Below are 18,122 nucleotides of genomic sequence, written 5' to 3'. Positions count from 1 at the left end.
AAATTATATAGGTTATAATTTATTCGTTAAGAGTCTTTCTTAACATTTGAAAAATCATATTTTTTCATTGTTTTCTGAAGTATTTTCCAATGATTACGCAACTGTCTTTTTATTTCTGGAGCTTCTAATTCGTCTGCAGCTCTGTATGCATATCTTAAATAATTACCTCTAAATTTTCTGTCAAAATATTCAGTCTTTGCTTTACCGTTAATGTAATCTGTTCTTTTTGCTGGTAGTAACCTAGATTTTTCTCCTTTATAACTAAACAGTCTGTATATTTTTCTTTTAAATATAGGCGCTTCGTCTAGAAGGTGTCTTTCTTTTATGGTTTCTACTCTTTTGTGTTTTCGTTTTACGGTTTCCTTCATTTCTCTATAAAACTTAGCTAAGTTTTTAGATTTAATTAATGTTTGATACCCATAAAATTCGAAACCTAAATAATTTAAAGGTAGGTTTTCTTTTAAACTATTATCATTTTCAATTTTGTATGATTGTAATCGGTCATTATTTATTTTGAAAAGTGTTTTTTCTGTTTTCTCTAATGATACGGTTAACTTGTTCTTTATCATTTCGCTTTTAACAAATTCCTCAATTAATGCTATTTGGTTTTCATTACAAAGCATAACAATATCATCTGAATAACGTCTATAAAACACATCGTGCTTTAAAGTTAATTCTTTTATAACAGACTCATCAAAAGCAAGCATATAAATATTGGCTAATAATGCACTAATAGGAAGTCCTTGAGGTATTCCCATTAGTTTTTTGTCTTTATCTTGTTTCTGGTTCTTATGAATTATAATATCAGAATCAATTAAATCTTTAATGCTATTAAAAAACGTGTGTTTTCCTTCTTTTTTAAGTTTGGCTAATTCCTTCTCATCAAAATGACCATTTTTTGTTTTTAAGTCTTTAAGCTTTACATAAGAAAACCTCGTAGTTGCTTTAAAAACGTTAAAGTGATCTTTAGGTAATGTTTTATAGCCTAAAATTTTCGCCCAAGCTAATTTTAATTTTTTATGATTTAAACTAGGAAAGAAATTTTCTATATCTAAAACTAGTGCAACACAATTTTCTCGTCTTTTAATTTCATCAAAAACATCTTTTGCAAAATGCACATTGTTTTTAAATTTTACTTTGTCCTCAGTTTCTATTTGCCTATAGGCAGTTATAGCATTAGACAATAAAGTGTTTTGTTTTAAGTAAGCCTCGTATTTTGGTGTAATAATTTGTTGTGCATAATACGAATATACATGCGCATCTAAATGTGTAGCATACAGTATTTCTCTAATTTTAGTATTTGAAATTACATTACCATCTTTAACCTTTTTATGAGACCTTTTTTGTACACCGTTAAAGTCTGATAATTTATAACGCCTTTGTTTAATTTCTTTAAAAATAAGAGGAGAGAAGGCGTGTTTAGCCACCTTTTTTTGATTGGTTACATAGTGCTCAATATTTTTTCTAATAGACATTGGTGTCTTATTAGTAAAATGTGGATAACCTCTGTCTTTAAACCAATCTTTTTGTGCTTTCATATTTTAAATAAAAGTAAAAGAAGTTCTCGCACGTATTTATAACAGAATAAAACTTACACCTTAAAAAAGGATTGAACCATTAGCCGAGTTCTCGACTCACGTTGCAATTATACGTCTAATAATAAATAACTATATGATAGCACTTACAAAATTAATATTCAACTTAGTCTTAGAGACCTTAGATATAAACCAGATGATGGTGTTTCTAACGGACCTTATAAGAATTATTGAGGTAGTAACGTTACTACCGAAGATAATTTCTTATATTTACTGTAACAAAGCTGACAGAAATACATTTTACTTAATCACCATATTTATTATCCTTTTTCACTTGAAAAAGTCGGATTAAGTGATTGGTTAAAAACCAATACAGCAGTTCAACAAATGTTTTATTCCTTTTAACTAAAGAACTTCCTTACTTTGAGGTAAATATACTATTATTCTTATCTTTAGTGAAAATTAAATCAAGAATATGACTGTATTTGAAATAGGAGATATTGTAACAATTAAATCGCATCCATTATTTAGTTCTGCTCCAAAACAAATTAATGAATTTCCAGCTCAAGTACCACCACTAATGTTAGTAAAAGAGGTGATATATGAAAAGGAAGATAAAAAGAAAGTTTATAGTGATGTAATTGAAAATGCACAAATAGCAGATGTAGTTAAATATATATGTGTTTTCTTTAATGCAAATAAAAGTGAATTTGTAGAAAAGGAAGTATACCATTCGTTATTAGAATCTTACTTAAAATTGATTTATTACAGAAAACCTGAAAAAGATGATAAGAAAATTGATTTAGATAAACAACTTGTACCTGAAGTTTCTAAATACACTCTTGTTTCTAATTACTTGTATGGTAAAAAAGTTCAGTTTAAAACAAAAAAATTAGAGCATAGGAAATCTTATAGTAATTCAGGTGAAAGAATTCCAGGTTCATCATTTCAAACACCAGATTTTATATTGTCAGGAATAAAGAATGAAGAACAAAAAGATTTGTTTTTTCATGATGGAGAACCAAAAAGGAAGATAACCAAGCAGTTGTATAGAGTAATGTGGTTTAACCATGTTCAACAAAAATTTAGCGAGCACTATTTACCTAAAGAGTTTTTTGTTGAAAATTTAGATATTTAATACTTCTATTTCTTAACTCGAAAACTACCAGAAGCTTCATCAAAAACAATTAAATCGCTTGGAAATAAATTATTAAAAGCACCTTGCTTTATAAGGTTTGCAGGTGAGTTTGAAACGACTTCAGTTTTAGTCATAACTATCATTGTATCGCATAATTGGATTGCCAAATCTATTTCGTGAGAAGAAAATAATATGGTTTTACCAGTTTCTTTAGCTAGCTGTTGAAGTAGTTTAAGAATGTATGCTTTGTGATACATATCTAAATGGGAGGTAGGTTCATCTAGAATTATTAAGTCTGTATCTTGTGCTAATGCACGTGTAATCATTACTTTTTGAAGCTGTCCATCACTAAGTTCAAAACATTTTTTATGTTTTAAATCTTCAATGTTTGTTTGTGTAATGGCTTTGTTTATTATCTCAATATCAGTTTCAGATAAACTACCTACCCAATTAGTGTATGGTTGTCTACCAAGTGCAACAAGTTCGAAAACCGATAAGTTTTTAGAGGCTATTTGTTCGGTTAAAACTAAACTCATAGCTTGTGCTAACTCTAAATTATCGTATTCATTTAAAGGTTTATTATTTAAATAAAGAGATCCAGCTAATTCGGGTTGTACTTGCGTTAAGGTTCTTAATAATGTAGATTTTCCAATACCATTAGCACCAACTAATCCTATTAATTGTCCTTCTTTTAATTCTAAATTAATATTAGAAGCAATAATAGTTTCAGCCTTTTTAGACTTGTAGCCAATGGAAAGGTTTTTGGTTTCTAGGATGGTATGTTCTATTTTATTTGTCACTAGTTTATCTTCTTTTTTATTCCTTTTAAAGCTGCTTCGCGCTTTTTTTTAAACTTTCCGAGTTTTCTTCGAAAACACACCTTTCTTCAACTGAAGAGAGGAACTAGTACCGAATTTTATCGTTTGCCAACTTCCAACTTCCAACTTCACACTTCTAACTTTTTTACACTAAAACACCATTTTACGTTTTCTAACCAATAACCAAATAACAATAGGCGCTCCAATTAATGAGGTTATGGCGTTAATAGGCAACGTATAATCGCTTGTTGGTAATTGTGCAATACTATCGCAAATAAGCATAACAATGGCACCAATTAAAAACACGGCTGGTAATAATATTTTATGATTTGAGGTATTAAAAACTTGTCTTGTTATATGCGGAATTGCTAAACCTATAAAAGCTATTGGTCCGGCAAAAGCAGTTATTGTTCCTGCTAATAAGCTGGTTGCTATAATAACTATTAATCTGCTTTGTTTAATATTTAAACCTAAACTTTTAGCGTAATTTTCGCCCAATAAAAGTGTGTTTAATGCTTTAATTGAAGCGATGCTAAATACAATTCCAAGCGCGTAAATGAATCCAAATATTTTAAGTTCGTTCCATTGTAAATCGCCTAAACTCCCAAAGCCCCAAAAAATGTAACGTTGTAATTCTTCGGCAGAACTAAAATAAGAAAGTACACTTACTACAGCTGCGGTAACGCTTCCAAACATAAGTCCTATTATTAATATTGCCATGGTGTCTTTTACTCTTGAAGACACTATTAAAACAGTTAATAATACCAGAAAACTACCTAAGCTTGCTGCAATAACTAAACTCCATTTAGAGATTAAAAGTGTAGCAAAGAAACCACCAAAAACCGATGATCCCATAATTAACAAAGCAACGCCTAAACTTGCTCCAGAGGTAATACCTAAAACAAACGGTCCTGCTAATGGATTTCGAAATAAAGTTTGCATTAATAGTCCCGAAATACCTAAACCAGAGCCAACCAAAATAGCTGTAAAGGCTTTTGGTAATCTATAATTTTGAATAATATAGTTATCTGTAGTACCTATTAAACTTTCAAAAATGGTTTTAAAAGGAATCGATACAGAGCCTAAACTAATATTAGCAAAAAAACACAGTATTAATACTAATGTTAATACTGTAAAAGAAAATTTATATGTGTTGGTATTTGGCAATTATTTTAAAGGTTTAAAAAAGTAAGGTGTGTAATTTTGTAATAATTCAGGATGACAGATTTTAATAATATCTTTTAAAACTAAATCTGGTCTTGCAGTTCCAAGCTCGTAATATAAAACGCCTCCAGTTTCTCCTGTAGTATTTGAAAAAGTGTATATGTTTTTGTTTTTAAAAGCATCAAATTTTGTGTAATGCTCGTTTCCTTTTTCTAGTGCTTCAAAACTTGAGTAGTATGATGGACTTAACCATAAATCGGCAGTTTTAGCTTTATCGAAAACTGTTTCAAAGTTTAACGCTAAACTACCAGTTCCAGTAGTTTCACTCCATAAGTAATTAACGTTAGCATCTTTTAATATCTGTGCCTCTGTACTTGCTCCATTTGGTAAATACCAAATATCTTTATACATGGCACCACTTAATATAGTTGGTTGTTTAGTAACCTTCGCTGCAATTTTTTTAGCTTCTAAATAGTCTTTTTCAATACTGTTAAAAATAGAATCGGCTACTTTTTGTTTATTATAAAGTACACCAAAAAACTTAATCCACTCTGCTTTTGCTAAAGCTGATTTTTCTACCCAATCACCATTATATATTACAGGAATATTAGCATTTTTAATAGTTTCTAACGACTTGCTTTTTCCATCGACTCCAAAAGCAACAACTAAGTCTGGATTGAGATTTAGTAAAACTTCAGTATTTATACCTTCGTTTTTACCAAGTTCTCTTACGTCTCCACTATCAATTCTTGCTCTGGTTTTTTTAGAAGAGATATAGTCTGTTCCAGGAAAACCAATTAAGGTTTCTTGAACACCTAAAAGTTCAAGAGCAGGAATGTGTGTTGTAGAAGTGACTACAATTTTTTCTATTGGTGTTGTAATGATACCATCGAACTCGTCTTTATTAAAAGTGATTTTTGGTAATATGCTTTTGTTAACCAAAACGTATTTATATGTTTTTTCAGATTTTGGCCAAGGACTATTAATTGTTATGATTTTAAAATTTTCGTTATGTGTAATCGAAAATCCATCAGCATATTTTAATTCAGATTTAGCAACATCTTGCTTTATTTCAGGATTTGGTTTTACTTCTTTTTTGCAAGAGGTAATGCCTAATATTATGAAAAGTAGAAAAGATAAAAAAGACTTGTTTTGTAACATTTGTAACATTTAAATAGATGAGATTCTTTTAAATTTATATAAAATTTAAGTCATGAAAGACGGTCCAAATTTAACAATATATATACTAGGAGGCATTATTTTGCTACATTTTTTAGTAGGCTTCATTTATCTATTCTATAAACTGACTAAGAAAAAGTAAGTTTAATTAGTCTGCATTTAAAAAAGAATTTACTTTTGCAAAGAATTTTGGTTTGACTTTGCAATAAAGTAAAGTTAATTAAAAGGGAATCAAGTTAAAACCTTGAACTGTTCCCGCAACTGTAATCTTTGTTCACGTTTGTGAATGCTTGTTATCACCCTTCAAGTCACTGGAAAAAATTTCTGGGAAGACAGATAGCAAGACGAGAGTCAGGAGACCTGCCATTTTCAATATCGTAAAAATCTTCGGGAGAAAGGTTTTAAGATTATGAAACAAAGTATTCTATTTTTATTAGGTGTTCTTTTTAGTTTAAGCATTGTAGCTCAAACTAAGCTAGATTCTGTCCAGAAGTTAGAGGAGGTTGTTTTAAACGATGTTAAGCTTAATCAAAACGCAGCAGGTTTTAAAGTCACTGTTCTAAACGATTCAATTTTAAGTAAAAACAACTCGACTTTTACTAATCTATTACGTTTCAATTCTAATATCTATTTTAAAGAAAATGGTTATGGAATGGTGTCTTCACCATCTTTTAGAGGAACAAACGCTTCTCAAACTGCTGTTATTTGGAATGGTATTTCTATAAACTCTCAACTTAATGGGCAAACCGATTTTAATACCATAAACACTAACAACATCAATCAAGTGGTTATTAGAAATGGAGGAGGAAGTGTGCAATATGGAAGTGGAGCAATTGGAGGAAGTATTCATTTAGATAATACCTTAGATTTTAGTTCGCATTTAAAAAACGACGTCAAGCTTAATTATGGCAGTTTCAATACTAAAAACGTAAGTTTTGTAACCGATTATGGTAACGAGAAGTTTGCTTTTAATATTGGTATAAATTATATAGATTCAGAAAATGATTATAAATATTTAAGTAAAGATCAAGTAAACGAAAATGGTGCTTTTAATAATTTAAGTTTGAGCGCTAATTTGGGTTATTTTATGTCTGATAAAGATGTTATAAAGCTATACCATCAGTCTTTTTTAGGTGAAAGAGAATTTTCTGGAACAACTGCAACACCTTCTAAGAGTAAATACGAAGATAGAAACTCTAGGTCTATGTTAGAGTGGTCAAGAAATGGTTTGTCTTATACGTCTGCGTTAAAGGTTGCTTATATAAAAGAGCATTTTGATTTTTTTCAAAATAAAGATTCTGAATTCTTTTCTTTTGGAGAAGTCAGTACGTTATTATTAAAACATAATTTCGATTATAAGTTATCTAAAACATTATCTGTAAAAAGTATTTTAGACTATAATTATTTTGAAGGTGAAGGAAGTAGTTTTGGTGAGCCAAATAGGAGAGCATTTTCTGCTACAGGACTGCTACAATACAACCCTAATAAAAAAGTGAATTTAGGTTTTAATGTGCGTCAAGATGTAATGTCTAATTTTAAAAGCCCATTGCTATTCTCGATGGATGGTGCTTTTCGTTTTTCGAACCACTATAAGTTAAAGATTAATGGTTCTAAGAATTTTAGAGTTCCAACATTTAACGATTTATATTGGCAACCTGGTGGAAACTTAGACTTGGTGCCAGAGTCTTCTTATCAAGTAGATTTAGGCCATGTTGTTTCTTTTAATTGGTTAAAATTTCAATTAAACACTTATTATATTTCAACTGAAGATTTAATACAATGGCAACCAGGTTTGTCTGGATTTTGGTCACCTCAAAACATAGCTAAGTCTCATAGTTATGGTGCAGAAGTAGGAGTTGATATTACAAAAACATTTAATAAACATCAATTAAAATTTACTTCTAATTACTCTTATACTGTATCTGAGAATTTAGAGACTAATAAACAGTTAATTTATGTGCCTTTTCATAAAGCAAATGTCTCTTTAGCATATAGCTTTAATAAATTTTCTGCATATTATCAGCATTTATTTAATGGTAGTGTTTTTACAACTGCCGATAATTTAAAAGGTTCTTTTTATAGTTTAGAACCTTACGATGTTGCTAATTTAGGACTTAACTATAAAATAATTAAAACAACAAAAAACGAATTGGATTTAGGCATAAACATTAGTAATATTTTTAATGAAATTTATCAAAATGTAGCTTTTAGACCAATGCCAAACAGAAACTTTAATATTCAATTACACTATAAATTTTAAAACAATTATGAAAAAGATTATTTATTCAATTTTAACGCTTTCACTGTTAGTATTTTCATGTTCTAATGATGACGATTTAGCAACACCTTCTGAGCCTTTAGGAGATTATGAAAACGGAATTATTGTAAGTACAGAAGGTGGACCATCTTCAATTTCTTACATATCTAACGATTTATCTACTTTAGAAAATCAAGTTTATTTTAATGTTAATAATGAAAACTTAGGAGTGTATTTACAGTCTGTAGGTTTTAATGGAAATAAAGCTTATATCGTTGTAGATGCAGGAACAATTACAGTTGTTAACCGTTATACATTTGAAAAACTAGGTGAAATTTCTACAGGATTATCATTACCTAGATATATTGCTTTCGATGGTGATACTGCTTATGTATCTGATTGGGCAGATCCTAGTGATGCTACAGATGATTACATTGCTGTTGTAGATTTAAACTCTAACACTGTAACATCTACAATTGCTGTAGGTGAAGGACCAGAGCAAGTTTTAGTAAATTCTAGCAAACTTTATGTTTCTCATAAAGGAGGTTATAGTACTAATAATATTGTTACTGTAGTTAATACTGCAGATAGCACTACAGATACTATAATTGTAGGTTCTAAGCCAGATGAAATGGCTATTAATAATCAAGGAGATTTAGTTGTATTATCTGGAGGTAACGAAAGTTGGACAGGAAATGAAACACAGGCTTCAATTACTAAAATTGACATGTCTGATAATTCAATTATTTCTGCTTTAACTTTTGCAGATGGTGAGCACCCAGGTTTAATGGCATACGATAATGGTATGGCATATTACGTATTAAACAACGAAGTATATGGTTTAACAGATGCTGCTACAGCATTACCAGCAACTTCTTTATTTTCTATTACAGCAAGTTATGCTTATGGATTATCTGTTAAAAATAATGAGTTGTTTCTTGCAGATGCAAGTTTTTCAGCAAACAGTACTTTGTTTGTGTACGATATAGCAACAGGAACAGAAACTAATAGTTTTGCAGTAGGAATAGGGGCTTCAAAAATCTACTTTAACTAATAAGTTATAATTTTTACATTAATCAATTCTCAAGTCAAAATTTAACCTAAAAAAAAGCCTGCATTTTGCAGGCTTTTTTATTTAGTATAAATCGCAAAACCAGAAACCGGTTTTTTCGTTTGTTGTATTAGGCGTATCGTATTCTCGATATATCTTCTCTCCAATAGAGAAGGGAACAGGTGTTTTAAAAATTGGACCATCGTAACAAAAGGTATGGAATTCACCATTTTCTCCACAAACATCTACATCTTCGGGTAAGTTTTCTATAAGTTCTTTTGTTAGGGTTTTGCCAACAAAGTCTTCAGATAGGTGTTTTGCGCTAGCACATACTACTATTGCTTTAAACCCAAGATCTAAAAATTCTGTAATAAGTGCTTTGGTGTCTCTTTTCCAAAGTGGAAAGACTGTAGAAATACCTACTTTACTTAAATTAGTTTCTCGATATGCTTTTAAGTCTTCTAAAAAAATATCGCCAAAAACACTGTGTGTAAATCCTTCAGTTTTTAGGCTACTTATTGCCTGAGTCATTATTGTTTCGTAATCTTCCATACTCGGTTGTTCTGGAAGATTAATAGTTTGAAGCGGTATCTCTAATAATTCGGCCTGTTTAATTAATAATGAGACTGGTAAGCCATGCATGGTTACTCTATTATAATGTGAATTAACAGAGGTGACTAGTTTTTCTACGGAAAAACGTTCGTCTTTAAGTAAGTGATATAATGCTAAAGCAGAGTCTTTTCCAGTACTCCAATTAAAATATGTTTTATTGCTCAATATACATTTCTTTAGAATGAGGTAATAAATCGTTACTATCAAATACCGTTTTAGAAACTTTACCTTTTGGAGTATTTGCAACTTTATTAGTAGTAGAAATATGTGCTAAAGCTTCGGCTAAAAGAGGTTCGTTTGCATCTCCTAAAACACCGTAGTTGTTTACTTGTTCTTCAATTTCTATTAAAGGATTTAAGCCTTCTTCAGGTACTTGATCATCATTTTTATTTACAGTAATAGCAACTAGAGGTTGCATAGCATAAGTATGTCTAGGGTCTGGTTGAGATCTTGTAAAATCTGGAGAATCGTATAATGTAATTGAAGCTTGAGATTTACCAACTGTCTGCGTTCCAATTTGAATAACTTCAATATAAGCATCTAAACTGTTAATAACCATTTCACTAGCCGAAGCTGACGATCCTGTTGCTAAAACATATACTTTATTTAGATTTAAGTTATTAAGTGTAGAACCATTGTTATTATCTACAAATGTGTAATTAAAGTTGTTGCCTTGTTGTTGGCTATTGTATTTCAATTTGGCAAAAACTTGACCAGTATTATTGCCTGTAACCAAACTACCTAAAAGCGTTGCTGTATTTACAGAACCTCCTGGGTTATATCGTAAATCGAGAACCAAATGCTGTACATTATTAGCCTGAAATGTACCAAAAGCAGTATTTAAAGCATTATTAAAATTACTAACAAAACCATTGTACATAAGGTAACCTACATTTTCACCTTCTACTTGAAGTATTTCTGTTTTAAAAACAGGATTTTCTGTGTATTGTATTTTAGAAAGCGCAACAGTATTTGGAGTAGCATCAATAGTATCATCGTCTGTTGCTGAAGTGCCATTGTCATTATATTCGGCAAAACTTAAGGTGTAATTATCTTGACCTAAAAGTGTAGACCAATTATTAACGGTTAGTTGTGTGCCATTTACAGCGTTAAATAAATCACCTCTTTGTAATCCGTTAGCTTCAGCACTTGTATTTGGTAAAACAAATCGAACTATCCCATAAAGATTACTACCTCCTGGAGTGTAACGTTTAAGTCCAAATTCCATTCCGTTAGATTTTGTAATACCATCAAATTGCTGTTCAAGTGCAATATAATCGTCTGTAATCCAGCTAAATCTATCTGTATTTGTTCTGTCGTAAATTAGACTTTCGAATAAAGATTCAGGTGAGTTAAAACCATTTAAATAGCTGCTAAAATTACTGCTATTGGCTTTGTCTTCAATTAAATTAGGAACACTATCTTTATATAAGTAGTAAGAATCTAATCCACGATAAACAAATTCATTTATATCTAATGTGCTAATTGGATTATCGTCTAAATCTTCAAAACAACTAGTAAAAAGTAGAGGCAACAGTAAGGTAACAAGAATTATCTTGGATGTTTTCATATATGGTAATGTTTTCTTTTTCAGCTTAAAAGTACTCACTTTTAATTTAATAAAATATTTTTTGAAAATAAATTGTAACAAATCAGAAACATGTTCGTCGTAATAACATAAACCAACCAATTAAATGACACAGTTAGAGTTTTTAAATATTGTGACGCCTTTTAAAGATAAGGTCTTTAGACTAGCAAAAAGATTGCTTGTGTCTAGAGAAGAGGCTGAAGATGCAACGCAAGAAGTATTAATTAAACTGTGGAAGAATAAAACGAAGATAAAAGACTATAAAAACGTTGAAGCATTTTCAATGACCATGACAAAGAATTTTTGTTATGATAAGTTAAAGTCTAAGCAAGCACAGAATTTAAAAATTGTGCATAGTAATTATCAAGATCATAGCGTTTCGCTTCAAAAAGAAGTAGAATTAAATGATAGTATTGATTGGGTTGGAAAAATAATGGAAACATTACCAGAACAACAAAAAATGGTAGTACAATTAAGAGATATAGAGCAGTACGATTTTAAAGAGATTGCCGAAATGCTTGATATGAATGAGACTGCAATACGTGTAGCCTTATCAAGAGCAAGAAAAACAATAAGAGAAAAATTAACAAATACACACAATTATGGTGTTAAATAATATAGAAAACTTACTAGAAAAGTACGAAAACGGTGAGACATCACTAAAGGAAGAGCAGCAGTTAAAAGACTATTTTTCGCAAGAAACTGTAGCGCCACATTTAGAAATGTACAAGCCAATGTTTAGCTATTTTTTGGTAAGCCAAAAAGAACAGTTCACTAAACAACTACCACTAGAAACTAAAAAAGCATTTAACTTTAAGTGGTTATCTGTTGCAGCAGTTGCGGTTCTTATGCTATCTATTTATGTTTTTAAACCTAATAATTTAGGTGGAACAAGTATAACAGATGCAGAAAAAGTTGAAATTAATAATGCTAAAGAAGCCTTAGCGATCATGTCTAAACACTTTAATAAAGGCACTGCTCAAGTAGGTTATTTAGGTGTAATTAATAAAGCTGGCACACAAGTTGACTATTTAAAAGAAATAACGAATCCTATGAATCGCTTATTTAAAAGGTAATTAAAAATTGAAAGTGTACCGAGCGTAAAACTAATTTAAAGCGCAAACACATTTTACAGTACTAACAATTAAAAAGAAAAAAATGAACACAATAAATAAATTAAACACGATGAAAAAATCACTAATTGTATTTGCTTTTGCAATACTATTAATGCCATTAACAGCAATGGCACAAAGCAATATTTTCGATAAATATAGCGATAACGACAATGTAACATACGCTTCTATAAAGCCAAAAATGTTTCAAATGTTAGCGAAAATTAATATTGAAACAGACGATAAAGAATCTCAAGAGTTTATGGATATGGTAAAAAGCATTACCAGTTTTAAAACTTTAGCTACAGACGATAAAGTTGTTGCTGGAGATATTGCTAAATGGGTAAAGTCTCGTTCTAATTCTTTAGAGGAGTTAATGGAAATTAAAGACGATGGCGTAGTAGTAAAATTCTATGTTAAAGAAGGTAAAAACGAAGATTTTGTAGCAGAGCTTTTAATGTTTGTAAATGGCTTAGATGCGGTTACTAAAGATTTAGATGTTTCTGTTAATGGAAAGAAAAGAGGTATGGAGTCTGTATTGGTTTCTTTTACAGGAGATATCGATTTAAACCAATTATCTAAGCTTATTAATGCTTTCGATTTACCAGGCGGAAAAGAGCTTGATAAAAAGAACAATAGATAATCAGCTTAAAAAATCATCAATCAAATAAATCAAGTGTGCTAAATCTTTTGTATCTAAAATGAAGATTAAAAGTACATAGCATACAACCACTAAAATATAAACTCATGAAATCAATTATAAAAACCGTTTGCTTAAGTCTAGTTTTAGCACTTGCATTAGTAAGTTGTAAAGACGAAGCCTCAATACAAAACTATTTTGTAGAGCATCAAGATTTACCAGAATTTTTAACCATAGACCTATCACCAAAAATGATAGATGTTTCTAAAGTTGAATTAAACGAAGAGCAAAAAGGTGTTTATAAATCTTTTGAAAAGGTTAATATTTTAGCATACAAAGCTAAAGATGTAAGCAAAGAGAACTATACTCAAGAATTAGAAAAGGTGAAAACTATTTTTAAAAACAAAAAGTATAGTGAGCTAATGGAGTTTAGCGATAAAGGTATTAAGTTTAGAGTTAATACTATTGGAGACGATGATGCTGTAGATGAGTTTTTAGTACTTGCAAGCTCTAACGAATTTGGATTTGCTGTTGTAAGAGTGTTAGGAGACGATATGAAGCCTGAAAAGCTGTATCAACTATTATCACAAATGCAAAATGCAGATGTAGATGGAAATCAACTTCAAAAAGTTATGGATTATTTTAAAGGATAAACTATAGTTTATATATATTAAAAAAGGCTTATCGTGAGATAAGCCTTTTATAATTTGTATAGTTTCTAGAAGCAAAGCAATCTAGATTCTTTTCTATATTCCTGTATAGTTACTTGGCGAAATTGCTTTTAATTCTGTTTTAATAGCATCGCTTACTTCTAGAGTATCAATAAAATTAGAAATAGACGTTTTAGTAATCGCTTCGTTAGTTCTTGTTAAGCCTTTTAAAGCTTCATAAGGATTTGGGTAAGCTTCTCTTCTAAGAATGGTTTGTATCGCTTCTGCAACTACAGCCCAATTATTTTCCAAGTCTTGCGCAAACTTAGGTTCATTAAGTAACAATTTATTCAATCCTTTTAAAGTCGACTGAAAACCAATAAGTGTATGCCCAAACGGTACACCAACATTACGTAACACAGTACTATCTGTTAAATCACGTTGTAAACGTGAAATTGGTAATTTTGCCGATAAATGTTCGAAAATAGCATTTGCAAGACCTAAATTACCTTCAGAATTTTCAAAATCGATAGGATTTACTTTATGTGGCATTGCACTACTTCCTACTTCTCCAGCTTTAATTTTCTGTTTAAAGTATTCCATAGAAACGTACGTCCAGATATCGCGATCTAAATCTATAATAATAGTGTTTATACGTTTTAAACAATCGAATAAAGCAGCCATATGGTCGTAATGCTCAATTTGTGTTGTTGGGAAAGAATGCGATAATCCTAATTTATCTTGTACAAAAGCACCACCAAAAGCGCGCCAATCTATTGTTGGATACGCAACTTTATGTGCATTAAAATTTCCTGTTGCACCACCAAATTTAGCTGCACTTGGGATATCATTTAATAAATTAAATTGCTCTTTTAAACGTACAGCAAATACTTCAATTTCTTTTCCTAAACGTGTAGGAGAAGCTGGCTGACCATGAGTTCTTGCTAACATTGGGATATCTGCCCAATCACTAGCTAGTTCCTCTAAGCGTTTTAATAACTCGAAATAACGAGGTACATAAACAGCGTTCATAGCATCCTTAATACTTAAAGGAATGGCAGTATTGTTTATATCTTGAGACGTTAAACCAAAGTGGATAAACTCTTTGTATTGTTCTAAACCTAGTTTATCAAATTCCTTTTTAATAAAGTATTCAACCGCTTTTACATCGTGGTTTGTAACACTTTCAATGTCTTTAATTGCTTGCGCATCTTCAGTAGTGAACTCTTTGTATATTTTACGTAAATCTTCAAAAACTGAAGGGTTAACACCTTCTAATTGTGGTAAAGGTTGTTCGCAAAGTGCAATAAAGTATTCTATTTCAACTAGAACACGATATTTAATTAGAGCTTCTTCACTAAAGTAGTCACCTAATATTTCAATTTTATTTCTATAACGTCCATCTATTGGTGAGATGGCATTTAATACATTTAAAGACATAGTTGTGTGTTGTTTTGTTTCAAATTTTGAAAGGCATAAAGATAGTTTTTTTCAGTAGAAGTTCTAAGCTTCAAGTTATAAGTTTTTGGCACTTATTAACTAGTTTTAAACACCTCGTTAATTGCTAAAAACGTAAAGCGGACACGTAAAAATGTATTCATTTTATTATTATGGCGTTTCTTTTTACAATCTTAACAGGTAAAAAACCTGTCAAGATTGTAAAAAGTCAGGTTTTCCGCTATATCTTTTTTTTGCCATATATGGCAGCAAAAAAAAGGATGCCACATCAACCCTTAACGCGCTTACTCTAATACTAACTGTTGTTTTAAAAAAGCCGCTTCGCGCTTATCGCAAACCATCCGCTTTTTCTTCAAAAAACCACCTTGCTTTAACTAAAGAAAGGAGTGCTTAGCGATTTAATTATTTTACTAACTATTTTTTAATAATCCGTGATAATCTAAGAAATCCGTGTCTAAAAATCACTTCCCAATCTTCTTCAAAATATGTCGCGCTCTCGCTTTAAAACCAGAACTCTGCATTTGGTAATCACGTTCTAAAATTAAAACCAATTCCGGATGTATCCAATCGTAATCTCGCCCTAAAAGAAATAGACTATTCATAGCATACGCTTTAGGTGCTATTTTTTCGTCGTTAATCATCCAATCAAAACAAGCTTCAATAATTTTTTCTTTATGTTCTGGGCCTAATGCTTTTTTAATAGCGTTATCTTGTTTGCTGTACAAAGCTTTTACTAAATATTCACATACTTTAGCAACAGGTCTTACTGCAGGATCTAAATGTACTCTGTGTATGTTTTGGGTAAAAGAATCTAAAAAAGGAATTATAGTCTCTAGCTTTTCACCACACATAAATTCGAAAACCCATGCAGCACGAGGTGATATTTTATCGTCTACCATAAAAAGAATATCTAACAGTTTAGGTATTAGGCTAGTGTGGTTAATAACCATATTTGCATAGTATAACCGCTTTTCTCTAGAGTGGTTTACATAATTTAATTCTTGGTATAAGGCTTCAGTAGTCAAATGAAATTATTATTTTTAGGCTTTAAAATTAAGAAAAATGAAATGAGCATGTTGTTTTTTTGTTATTAATAACGAATAATATGCAAAAACTTGATAAATTTAAAGATATGAAAATTGTAAAAAAGATATTACTCCTATTATTAGTAGCATTTGTAATCGCTCAGTTTTTTGGGCCAGAAAAAAATGAAGGTTCATTAGAATCTGTAACTGCATTTTTAGAAGAAACTAAACCACCAGAACATGTAAAAACAATACTAGAGCAAGCGTGTTTCGATTGCCATAGTGATGCAACGCGTTATCCTTGGTATAGCAATATTACACCAGTAAATTATTGGATGGCAGACCACGTAAAACACGGAACAAAACACTTTAATGTTTCTAAATGGGAAGGTTCTTCTGTTAAAAGAAAAGACCATAAAATGGAAGAGTTAATAGAAATGGTAGAAGCTAAAGAAATGCCATTGCCATCTTACACTTGGTCGCATGGAGAAGCTAAATTAAGCGAACAACAAATTGAAGCCGTTTTAAAATGGGCTAACCAAGTAAGAACCATGTATGCTTTAGCACCAAGACCTCAATAATTTTAACTAAAAGTAGCGTTATTTTTATACAACATTTTTAAACTATCCCTCTTGAATAAAAAACTACTTATTATCGGTTTCGTTTGGCCAGAACCTCAAAGTTCTGCAGCAGGAAGCCGAATGATGCAATTAATAGAAATATTTAAAGCTAAAAATTACGATATTACTTTTGCCACAGCTTGTGCTAAAAGTGATAATGCTTTCGATTTAAAAGAAATAGGAGTCAAGACAGAAAACATTGTCCTTAACAATTCTAGTTTCGATGATTTTATAAAAGACTTAAACCCAAATGTGGTGTTGTTCGATCGTTTTATGATAGAAGAGCAGTTTGGTTGGAGAGTTGCAGAACACTGCCCAAAAGCATTAAGAATACTTGACACAGAAGACTTACATTGTTTAAGACGCGGCAGACACCAAGCCTTAAAAGATAATACTGTTTTCGATATAAGTCACTTATATAATGATACCGCAAAACGAGAAGTCGCTAGTATTTATAGATGCGATTTGTCTATTATCATTTCGGAAGTAGAAATGGGAATTTTAAGAGAGCAATTTCATGTTAACGATGGCTTACTTTGCTATCTACCATTTTTAGTAGATGCTATATCTCAAAAATCGCAAAAAGCATTACCAGATTTTAAAAGCCGAGAACACTTTGTTACCATCGGTAATTTTCTACATCAACCTAATGTAGACGGATTAATACATTTAAAAGAAAACATTTGGCCACTAATAAGGAAAAAGTTACCTAAAGCCGAAATCCATATTTATGGTGCTTATTTAACAGAGCATGCAAGACAATTAAACAACAAAAAAGAAGGCTTTATTATTAAAGGCTATGCAGAGGATGTAAGTAGTCTTATGCAAAATTATAGAATTTGTTTAATACCATTACGTTATGGCGCAGGACTTAAAGGTAAAATTTTAGACGCCATGTTAAATGGAGTACCATGTGTAACAACAAGTATTGGTGCAGAAGGCATGTATGGCGATTTAGAACCTAATGGTTTTATAGAAGATGAACCAAAAGACTTTGCCGAAAAAGCAGTCGAACTTTATACTAATAAAATTTTCTGGGCAGGAAAACAGAAACTAGGTGTTAACATTGTTAATATTCGTTTCGATAAACAACTTTATGCAAAAGATTTTCTTCTTAAGGTAGAAAACACACAAAATGCTTTAGAAATCCACCGTAGAAATAACTTTACAGGTAGTATGCTTATGCACCACACGCTGCAAAGTACAAAGTTTATGAGTAGATGGATAGAAGAGAAGAATAAAAAGGAATAGTTTATCTTTTAATATACTCGCTAC

The 18,122-nt window shown here is 30.8% G+C and carries 17 protein-coding genes and 1 riboswitch; of the genes, 9 read left to right on the top strand and 8 right to left on the bottom strand.

Features of this window, described 5'->3' with window-relative positions:
* Positions 1 to 26 precede the first annotated feature (26 nt).
* Positions 27 to 1,538, bottom strand: coding sequence for a reverse transcriptase domain-containing protein (locus Q0935_RS11770; protein ID WP_299386159.1), 1,512 nt, complete (start codon positions 1,536 to 1,538; stop codon positions 27 to 29).
* A 472-nt stretch (positions 1,539 to 2,010) separates the two neighbouring features.
* Here Q0935_RS11770 and Q0935_RS11765 point away from each other — a divergent pair, with 472 nt between their 5' ends.
* Complete coding sequence (locus Q0935_RS11765) at positions 2,011 to 2,673, top strand: hypothetical protein (protein ID WP_299386155.1); 663 nt, start codon at positions 2,011 to 2,013, stop codon at positions 2,671 to 2,673.
* Between the two features lie 5 nt (positions 2,674 to 2,678).
* Here Q0935_RS11765 and Q0935_RS11760 read toward each other — a convergent pair whose 3' ends face one another.
* The 3 genes from Q0935_RS11760 to Q0935_RS11750 form a co-directional block, all read right to left on the bottom strand.
* Positions 2,679 to 3,473, bottom strand: a complete 795-nt coding sequence (locus Q0935_RS11760; RefSeq protein ID WP_299386152.1) for an ABC transporter ATP-binding protein — start codon at positions 3,471 to 3,473, stop codon at positions 2,679 to 2,681.
* A gap of 168 nt (positions 3,474 to 3,641) precedes the next feature.
* On the bottom strand, positions 3,642 to 4,658 hold the full coding sequence (locus Q0935_RS11755) for an iron ABC transporter permease (protein WP_299386149.1): 1,017 nt from the start codon (positions 4,656 to 4,658) through the stop codon (positions 3,642 to 3,644).
* Positions 4,659 to 5,816, bottom strand: coding sequence for an ABC transporter substrate-binding protein (locus tag Q0935_RS11750; protein WP_299386550.1), 1,158 nt, complete (start codon positions 5,814 to 5,816; stop codon positions 4,659 to 4,661).
* A 191-nt stretch (positions 5,817 to 6,007) separates the two neighbouring features.
* Positions 6,008 to 6,217: riboswitch (cobalamin riboswitch) on the top strand.
* Between the two features lie 26 nt (positions 6,218 to 6,243).
* Here Q0935_RS11750 and Q0935_RS11745 point away from each other — a divergent pair.
* Both Q0935_RS11745 and Q0935_RS11740 read left to right on the top strand, forming a co-directional pair.
* The gene (locus Q0935_RS11745) at positions 6,244 to 8,094 is read left to right on the top strand and encodes a TonB-dependent siderophore receptor (protein WP_299386144.1); all 1,851 of its coding nucleotides are present in this window, start codon (positions 6,244 to 6,246) and stop codon (positions 8,092 to 8,094) included.
* Positions 8,095 to 8,101: 7 nt separating this feature from the next.
* Positions 8,102 to 9,145, top strand: coding sequence for a hypothetical protein (locus tag Q0935_RS11740; protein WP_299386140.1), 1,044 nt, complete (start codon positions 8,102 to 8,104; stop codon positions 9,143 to 9,145).
* 81 nt (positions 9,146 to 9,226) lie between these two features.
* Here the strand turns inward: Q0935_RS11740 and Q0935_RS11735 are convergent, their stop codons facing one another.
* Together Q0935_RS11735 and Q0935_RS11730 are read right to left on the bottom strand one after the other, a co-directional pair.
* Positions 9,227 to 9,919, bottom strand: coding sequence for a diphthine--ammonia ligase (locus Q0935_RS11735; RefSeq protein ID WP_299386135.1), 693 nt, complete (start codon positions 9,917 to 9,919; stop codon positions 9,227 to 9,229).
* Positions 9,909 to 11,324 carry a S41 family peptidase gene (locus Q0935_RS11730; protein ID WP_299386131.1) on the bottom strand — a complete coding sequence of 472 codons (1,416 nt, stop codon included), beginning with the start codon at positions 11,322 to 11,324 and terminating at the stop codon, positions 9,909 to 9,911. Before Q0935_RS11730 ends, Q0935_RS11735 begins: the two co-directional genes overlap by 11 nt.
* A gap of 124 nt (positions 11,325 to 11,448) precedes the next feature.
* On the opposite strand from Q0935_RS11730, the gene Q0935_RS11725 reads away from it, so the two are divergent.
* The 4 genes from Q0935_RS11725 to Q0935_RS11710 all read left to right on the top strand — a co-directional run bounded on the left by Q0935_RS11725 (position 11,449) and on the right by Q0935_RS11710 (position 13,747).
* Positions 11,449 to 11,958, top strand: coding sequence for an RNA polymerase sigma factor (locus Q0935_RS11725; protein ID WP_299386127.1), 510 nt, complete (start codon positions 11,449 to 11,451; stop codon positions 11,956 to 11,958).
* The gene (locus Q0935_RS11720) at positions 11,945 to 12,418 is read left to right on the top strand and encodes a hypothetical protein (protein ID WP_299386123.1); all 474 of its coding nucleotides are present in this window, start codon (positions 11,945 to 11,947) and stop codon (positions 12,416 to 12,418) included. The genes Q0935_RS11725 and Q0935_RS11720 overlap by 14 nt, the downstream gene beginning before the upstream one ends.
* Before the next feature lie 109 nt (positions 12,419 to 12,527).
* Entirely contained in the window at positions 12,528 to 13,097 is a 570-nt protein-coding gene (locus Q0935_RS11715) for a DUF4252 domain-containing protein (RefSeq protein WP_299254435.1), read from the top strand.
* A 104-nt stretch (positions 13,098 to 13,201) separates the two neighbouring features.
* Positions 13,202 to 13,747 carry a DUF4252 domain-containing protein gene (locus Q0935_RS11710; protein ID WP_299386119.1) on the top strand — a complete coding sequence of 182 codons (546 nt, stop codon included), beginning with the start codon at positions 13,202 to 13,204 and terminating at the stop codon, positions 13,745 to 13,747.
* Between the two features lie 93 nt (positions 13,748 to 13,840).
* Here Q0935_RS11710 and purB read toward each other — a convergent pair whose 3' ends face one another.
* Both purB and Q0935_RS11700 read right to left on the bottom strand, forming a co-directional pair.
* Positions 13,841 to 15,184 carry an adenylosuccinate lyase gene (purB, locus tag Q0935_RS11705; RefSeq protein WP_299386116.1) on the bottom strand — a complete coding sequence of 448 codons (1,344 nt, stop codon included), beginning with the start codon at positions 15,182 to 15,184 and terminating at the stop codon, positions 13,841 to 13,843.
* Between the two features lie 479 nt (positions 15,185 to 15,663).
* On the bottom strand, positions 15,664 to 16,227 hold the full coding sequence (locus tag Q0935_RS11700) for an adenylosuccinate lyase (protein ID WP_299386114.1): 564 nt from the start codon (positions 16,225 to 16,227) through the stop codon (positions 15,664 to 15,666).
* Between the two features lie 107 nt (positions 16,228 to 16,334).
* Here Q0935_RS11700 and Q0935_RS11695 point away from each other — a divergent pair, with 107 nt between their 5' ends.
* Together Q0935_RS11695 and Q0935_RS11690 are read left to right on the top strand one after the other, a co-directional pair.
* On the top strand, positions 16,335 to 16,808 hold the full coding sequence (locus tag Q0935_RS11695; RefSeq protein ID WP_299386545.1) for a heme-binding domain-containing protein: 474 nt from the start codon (positions 16,335 to 16,337) through the stop codon (positions 16,806 to 16,808).
* Between the two features lie 51 nt (positions 16,809 to 16,859).
* Positions 16,860 to 18,098 carry a glycosyltransferase gene (locus tag Q0935_RS11690; RefSeq protein ID WP_299386112.1) on the top strand — a complete coding sequence of 413 codons (1,239 nt, stop codon included), beginning with the start codon at positions 16,860 to 16,862 and terminating at the stop codon, positions 18,096 to 18,098.
* Positions 18,099 to 18,122 lie beyond the last annotated feature (24 nt).

It is taken from the genome of uncultured Lacinutrix sp. (assembly GCF_947500605.1).
Classification (GTDB): Bacteria; Bacteroidota; Bacteroidia; order Flavobacteriales; family Flavobacteriaceae; genus Lacinutrix.
The sequence above is the reverse complement of the archived record's forward strand: the minus strand, read 5'-3'. Positions and strand labels throughout refer to the sequence as shown.

Excerpts from the sequence above, each read along its gene's own strand:
- Q0935_RS11770 (WP_299386159.1), bottom strand. The coding sequence starts at position 1,538 with ATGAAAGCACAAAAAGATTGGTTTAAAGACAGAGGTTATCCACATTTT.
- Q0935_RS11765 (WP_299386155.1), top strand. The coding sequence starts at position 2,011 with ATGACTGTATTTGAAATAGGAGATATTGTAACAATTAAATCGCATCCA.
- Q0935_RS11750 (WP_299386550.1), bottom strand. The coding sequence starts at position 5,816 with ATGTTACAAAACAAGTCTTTTTTATCTTTTCTACTTTTCATAATATTA.
- Q0935_RS11745 (WP_299386144.1), top strand. The coding sequence starts at position 6,244 with ATGAAACAAAGTATTCTATTTTTATTAGGTGTTCTTTTTAGTTTAAGC.
- Q0935_RS11740 (WP_299386140.1), top strand. The coding sequence starts at position 8,102 with ATGAAAAAGATTATTTATTCAATTTTAACGCTTTCACTGTTAGTATTT.
- Q0935_RS11730 (WP_299386131.1), bottom strand. The coding sequence starts at position 11,324 with ATGAAAACATCCAAGATAATTCTTGTTACCTTACTGTTGCCTCTACTT.
- Q0935_RS11725 (WP_299386127.1), top strand. The coding sequence starts at position 11,449 with ATGACACAGTTAGAGTTTTTAAATATTGTGACGCCTTTTAAAGATAAG.
- Q0935_RS11720 (WP_299386123.1), top strand. The coding sequence starts at position 11,945 with ATGGTGTTAAATAATATAGAAAACTTACTAGAAAAGTACGAAAACGGT.
- Q0935_RS11715 (WP_299254435.1), top strand. The coding sequence starts at position 12,528 with ATGAAAAAATCACTAATTGTATTTGCTTTTGCAATACTATTAATGCCA.
- Q0935_RS11710 (WP_299386119.1), top strand. The coding sequence starts at position 13,202 with ATGAAATCAATTATAAAAACCGTTTGCTTAAGTCTAGTTTTAGCACTT.
- purB (WP_299386116.1), bottom strand. The coding sequence starts at position 15,184 with ATGTCTTTAAATGTATTAAATGCCATCTCACCAATAGATGGACGTTAT.
- Q0935_RS11695 (WP_299386545.1), top strand. The coding sequence starts at position 16,335 with ATGAAAATTGTAAAAAAGATATTACTCCTATTATTAGTAGCATTTGTA.